The sequence below is a fragment of the Amycolatopsis circi genome, from assembly GCF_003385235.1.
In the GTDB taxonomy this organism is placed as follows: Bacteria; Actinomycetota; Actinomycetes; order Mycobacteriales; family Pseudonocardiaceae; genus Amycolatopsis; species Amycolatopsis circi.
In genome coordinates this window covers 1-5,263 of the sequence record NZ_PQIA01000257.1, presented here as the reverse complement: position 1 = coordinate 5,263, position 5,263 = coordinate 1, and the positions used below count along the sequence as shown (strand labels likewise).

6 protein-coding genes are annotated in these 5,263 nt (G+C 70.4%); 4 read left to right on the top strand and 2 right to left on the bottom strand.

Features of this window, described 5'->3' with window-relative positions:
* Nucleotides 1-630: lysozyme family protein (locus D0D37_RS45800; RefSeq protein WP_116206817.1), on the top strand; the 630-nt coding region annotated here is incomplete at its 5' end.
* A gap of 914 nt (nt 631-1,544) precedes the next feature.
* On the opposite strand, the gene D0D37_RS45795 is transcribed toward D0D37_RS45800, so the two are convergent.
* Nucleotides 1,545-1,727 carry a hypothetical protein gene (locus tag D0D37_RS45795; protein ID WP_116206816.1) on the bottom strand — a complete coding sequence of 61 codons (183 nt, stop codon included), beginning with the start codon at nt 1,725-1,727 and terminating at the stop codon, nt 1,545-1,547.
* Between the two features lie 206 nt (nt 1,728-1,933).
* A complete protein-coding gene (locus D0D37_RS45790; RefSeq protein WP_116206815.1) occupies nt 1,934-2,338 on the bottom strand; it encodes a tetratricopeptide repeat protein in 405 nt (134 codons plus the stop codon).
* Between the two features lie 70 nt (nt 2,339-2,408).
* Here D0D37_RS45790 and D0D37_RS45785 point away from each other — a divergent pair, with 70 nt between their 5' ends.
* The 3 genes from D0D37_RS45785 to D0D37_RS45775 all read left to right on the top strand — a co-directional run bounded on the left by D0D37_RS45785 (nt 2,409) and on the right by D0D37_RS45775 (nt 4,861).
* On the top strand, nt 2,409-2,900 hold the full coding sequence (locus D0D37_RS45785) for a VOC family protein (protein WP_244223916.1): 492 nt from the start codon (nt 2,409-2,411) through the stop codon (nt 2,898-2,900).
* Between the two features lie 115 nt (nt 2,901-3,015).
* Nucleotides 3,016-4,302 (top strand): phosphopyruvate hydratase, encoded by a 1,287-nt coding sequence (eno, locus tag D0D37_RS45780; RefSeq protein WP_116206813.1) that lies wholly within the window; start codon nt 3,016-3,018, stop codon nt 4,300-4,302.
* Nucleotides 4,303-4,495: 193 nt separating this feature from the next.
* A complete protein-coding gene (locus D0D37_RS45775; protein ID WP_116206818.1) occupies nt 4,496-4,861 on the top strand; it encodes a septum formation initiator family protein in 366 nt (121 codons plus the stop codon).
* The last annotated feature ends 402 nt before the right edge of the window (nt 4,862-5,263 follow it).

Sequence of the window (5,263 nt, the reverse complement as noted above, 5' to 3'; positions counted from 1 at the left end):
CCGCCGGTTTCGGCCAAGCCGGAACCGCGCCCGCAACCCGGCGCCGAAGCCCCTCGGGTCGGCTTGGCCGCCCCGCCGGACCGCCCGCTCGTGTCCGACCAAGCGGAACTGGACGCGTGGGCGACCCGGGTCGCCGGAAAGACGCGACTGGACGCGCGAGTGCTCGCCGCGTACGGGCGCGCGGAAATGTGGATGCAGCGGCAGAAACCGTCGTGCCACCTGTCGTGGGCAACCCTCGCGGCCATCGGAAACCTGGCCTTCGGAACGGAAAAACCAGGCCCCGACGGCACCATGAAAGTCGACCCCGGTCGGTCGGAAGGCCCGGACACCGACGAAGGAAAACTCGACGGCGACCGCACGGCAGACCAACGCGTCGGCCCACTGCGGATCATGCCGGCCGCCTGGCACAAACACGCCCAACGAGCGAACGGCGACGGAAAACCCGCCGACCCCCGCAACCTCGACGACGCGGCTTTCACCGCCGCCCGCTACCTCTGCTCAGGCAACGACGATCTGGGCGCTCCGGCGGGCTGGTGGAAAGCGATGCTGTTCTACAACCCGGCGGTGAACTACGTGCAGGACGTTTTCACCGCAGCCGATTCGTTCGCGGCGGAGAGTGTGGCGCCCTGAGCGGGTTGGCCGGACTGGTCGGTGGCTGATCGGCGAGATTGCGACCGTGGCGGCTGTGGCTTGGCTGGTGGCGGCTACGGCTTGGCTGGTGGCGGCTACGGCTTGGCTGGTGGCTGGTCGGCGGGATCGCCTGACCGAGGCCGCTGGCGGCTGTGGCTTGGCCGGTGGCTGGTCGGCGAGATCCCCTGACCGAGGCCGCTGGCGGCTGCGGTTTGGTCGGTGGCTTGGCGTGGGATGGCCTGAGCGGGTTGCTGGCGGCTGTGGCTTGGTCGGCGGCTGGTCGGCAGGATCGCCTGACCAAGGCAGCTAGCGGCCGCGGTTCGACCGGTGTCCGCCCGCGGCCGGTTTTTGTGGCTGTGCTTGGCTTTTGTCGCGGAGCAGCCAACAATTCCCGTTCCGGTTCGCCGGAAGCTAGCCGGTGTCGCGGCGCGTGGCCGGTGCGGCGGCTTGGGGCGGTTCGTCCGGCGGTTGCTCGGTGTGGCGCGCCGCTGTGGTTCGGCCGGTGGCGCGCGGTGTGGTTCGTGAGCGGGCGTGCGTGGTGGCTCGAACTGGTTCGACTCGCGGTCGATCGGCGTGGCGCTGTCGCGGTTCGGCAGGTGGCCCGGTGGCGCCTGGCACACGACCGGACCCGGCTCATAGCTGCTCGGCGTGGCGCATTGTTGTGACTCGTCGGTGCAGTGGCTCGCGGCGTCGGTCGTGAACGGCCGATGCGGCGGTGCGAATCGGATCGACTTGCGGCTGCTCGGCGTGGCGCACGATCCGGCTTGGACGGTGGCTTGCCCGCGGTCCCGGGCGCCTACGTGGTTCCGCGACCTGGCTCGGTCCCGGCGAGCGGCCGAATCCATGGCCCGCTTCCCAATTGGTCAGGAGGCCCTTCGCGGTCCGGCTCGGCCAGGTCAGCGTGCAACCAGCAGTCAGTGGCTCGTCAGCGCGGCGCTCACTCGCACCGGCTTCTGCGGCAGGGCCTCGGCGCGCATCGGCCGCTTGCGCGGCTGTACCGGGTGGCGTTCGTTCAGTTCGACGAGCGTCGGCGCCAGCGCCATCAGCACCAGCACGATCAGTCCGGCGGTCGCTCCGATCACGGTCAGCGCGGTCATGTCGGCCTCCTCTAATCGCTCTCTGTGATGACACCAAGGATCGCGCTTCGCCCGGTCTGCCCGGATCGGCCGACCGGCCGAGCCGCGTCGCCGGATGGCCAGGCTTCCCCGCTGCCCTGTTCACTTCAGAAGACGCGCCGGGGACGTGCTGGATCCGGCGGTTGCACGGGAGTGCCTCCGCGGGTGCACGTTCGGGACAGGCGGGCTCAGCGGCCGCTGAGCGTGATCCTTGCCCTGACCTCGCTGATCGCTTCGAGATACTCCGGCACCGGATTCATCGCCGACGCCATCCGCAATTGCGCGAGCGCCTCGGCCAAACGGCCGAGGCGCTGGAGGGTGCGGCCGAGCACGAACCGGGCGTAATGATCGGTGGGGTCGAGTTCCAGCACCCGCGTGAACGCGCGTTCGGCGCGGCGCAGCTGGGCGGAGTGGAAGTACGCGCGCCCGGCGAGCAGTTGCACGCTCGGCTTGTCCTGCTCGTCGGCGAGCAGGGGTTCTAGCTCTTTGAGCGCGTCGAGCGGGCGTCGCCGCGCGACCAGATGCTCGGCGTTGCGGAACCTGCGGAAGCGCGATTCGCCGTCGGGTTCGGGGGCTGCTGCGGCGTCCGTCATGGTCGCTTCACGATACCGGCGCGGAGGGCGTTGCACGACCGTCAGACGAGTCGTGATGGACTGTTCCGCCATGAGCAGCGATCAGGAGCCCGACTACGTGGGACTGGCGCCGTACCTCTACTACAGCGATGCGACCGCCGCGCTCGCGTGGCTGACCAGGGTGTTCGGCTTCACCGAGGAAGTCCGCTTCGAGGACGGGGCAGGCGAGGTCTTCCAGGCGACGCTCCGCGCGGGCGGCGCGCGTCTCCAGCTGGCCGGAGTCGGTCCCGAATACTGGGAGGCCAAGGGGGTCGAAGGGCCGGTCGGGCAGTTGAACGTCGTGTACGTGACCGACGTCGACGCGCAGCACGAGCGCGTGTCCGCGGCGCTCGGCGAGGACGCCGCGCCGGAACCGCCGCAGGACCAGCCTTACGGCGCGCGGATCTTCACCGTGGCCGATCCCGGAGGCAACAGCTGGACGTTCTGGCAGCAGGTGACTGATCAGGTCGAGCTGCCGTCGGGGTGGCGCGAGGTGCGGCCGGAGGACGAGACCGCCGGCGAGACCGGCGAAGTGTCCGGCTGAGCTGGGAAACACGCAGCGGAACTGCCCGGCACCGGCCTGGCCTCCAACGGGTGAACCCGCTGGGCGGTTACTCTGGGCGGCGTCACCGCAGGCACGACCCACCAAGGAGCAGAGCGTGGCTCTCATCGAGCAGGTAGGCGCGCGCGAGATTCTCGATTCGCGCGGGAACCCGACCGTCGAGGTGGAGGTGGCGCTCGACGACGGCACTCTGGCTCGGGCGGCGGTGCCGTCCGGGGCGTCGACCGGCGAGCACGAAGCGGTCGAGCTGCGCGACGGGGACACCGGCCGCTACAACGGCAAGGGCGTGGAGCGCGCGGTCGCCGCGGTGCTCGACGAGATCGGGCCGGACCTGGTCGGCGTCGAAGCGGTCGACCAGCGGATCGTCGACCAGAAGCTGGTGGACCTCGACGGCACGCCGGCGAAGTCGCGGCTCGGCGCGAACGCCATCCTCGGCGTCTCGCTTGCCGTCGCGAAGGCCGCCGCGGAATCGGCCGAGCTGGAACTGTTCCGCTACCTCGGCGGGCCGAACGCGCACGTGCTTCCGGTGCCGATGCTGAACATCCTCAACGGCGGTGCGCACGCGGACACCGACGTCGACATCCAGGAATTCATGATCGCGCCGATCGGCGCGGAGTCGTTCCGCGAGGCGCTGCGCTGGGGCACCGAGGTGTACCACGCGCTGAAGTCCGTGCTGAAGAGCCGCGGCCTGGCCACCGGCCTCGGCGACGAGGGCGGTTTCGCGCCGAGCCTCGCCAACAACCGGGAAGCGCTCGACCTGATCCTCGCCGCGATCGAGAAGGCGGGCTACGCGCCGGGCCGCGACGTCGCGCTCGCGCTGGACGTCGCGGCGACCGAGTTCTACTCCGACGGCGCCTACACCTTCGAGGGTTCGAAGCGCAGCGCGGAGCAGATGTCCGCGTACTACGGCGAACTGCTGCGTGACTACCCGCTGGTCTCCATCGAGGACCCGCTGAGCGAGGACGACTGGGACGGCTGGGTTCAGCTGACCGCCGAGACCGGCGACAAGGTCCAGCTCGTCGGCGACGACCTGTTCGTCACCAACCCGGACCGGCTCGAGGAAGGCATCACCCGCCGCGCGGCGAACGCGCTGCTGGTGAAGGTCAACCAGATCGGCACGCTGTCGGAGACGCTGGACGCGGTGTCGCTGGCCACGTCGTACGGCTACAAGTCGATGATGAGCCACCGGTCCGGCGAGACCGAGGACACCTTCATCGCCGACCTCGCGGTCGCCACCGGCGTCGGCCAGATCAAGACCGGAGCCCCGGCGCGCGGCGAGCGGATCGCGAAGTACAACCAGCTCCTGCGCATCGAGGAAACCCTCGCGGACGCCGCGCGCTACGCCGGCGACCTCGCCTTCCCGCGGTTCAGCGCGGAGGCCTGAGGGGCACATGGCCGACCGGGGGAGGGCGCGCAGCCGCCGCGGCGGCCGGGCGGCGGGAAGCGGGTCCAGCAGGGCCCGCCGTCCCGCGTCGGCCCGGCGCCGCACCGGCGCGGGCACGACGGAGACGACCAGGGCCCGGCTGCGCCGCGGCCTGGCGGCGAAACGCGCCTCCGGTGCGGCCAAGGTGCTCGGCATGTCGACCACCCGGCGCGCCGCCGTGGTGGCGATCGTGGTGTGCGCGCTGGCGTTCACCGTCGCGGTTCCGTTGCGCACCTACCTTTCCCAGCGCTCCGAGGTCCGCGACCAGGAAGCGCAGCTCGCCCAGCTCCAGCACGAGGTCGCCCAGTTGCGCGACCGCAAAGCCCAGCTGAGCGACCCGGCCCAGATCGAGGCGGAAGCCCGCCGCCGGCTCCGGTACGTGAAGCCGGGCGAGACCCCGTGGATGGTCCAGTTGCCGGAGGACCAGTCTGGTTCGCCGACGGCTGCGCAGCCTGGGCAGCAACCTGCTCCGCAGGCGCCTTGGTACGAAAACCTTTGGGCGCAGGTTTCCGGGGGTTGAGGTTTCTGGTTTGGCGGCTCCTCGCTGGGTGAGAGTGCTGGCTGGGTGGGGTTGTTGGCTGCGTGAGGGCTCTGGTCGGGGCGGATCGTCGGCTTGGTGAGGTTGCCGGTCGGGTGAGAGTGCTGGCTGGGTGAGGTCGTTGGCTGCGTGAGGCCCCTAGGTGAGGCAGATCGTCGGGTTGATGAGGTTGCCGGTCGGGTGACATCGCTGGCTGAGTGAGGTTGTTCGCTGCGTGAGGCCTCCGGTTGAGGCAGATCATTGGCTTGATGAGGTTGCTGGTCGGGGGAGATCGCTGGCGGGGGAAATTGCTGGCTGGGGGCGAGTTTCTGACCCGGCGGGGTCCCTGGCTGGGTCGGATCTCCGCTGGGTGCGGTTGATGGCCGGGGCGGGTCAGGTTATTGG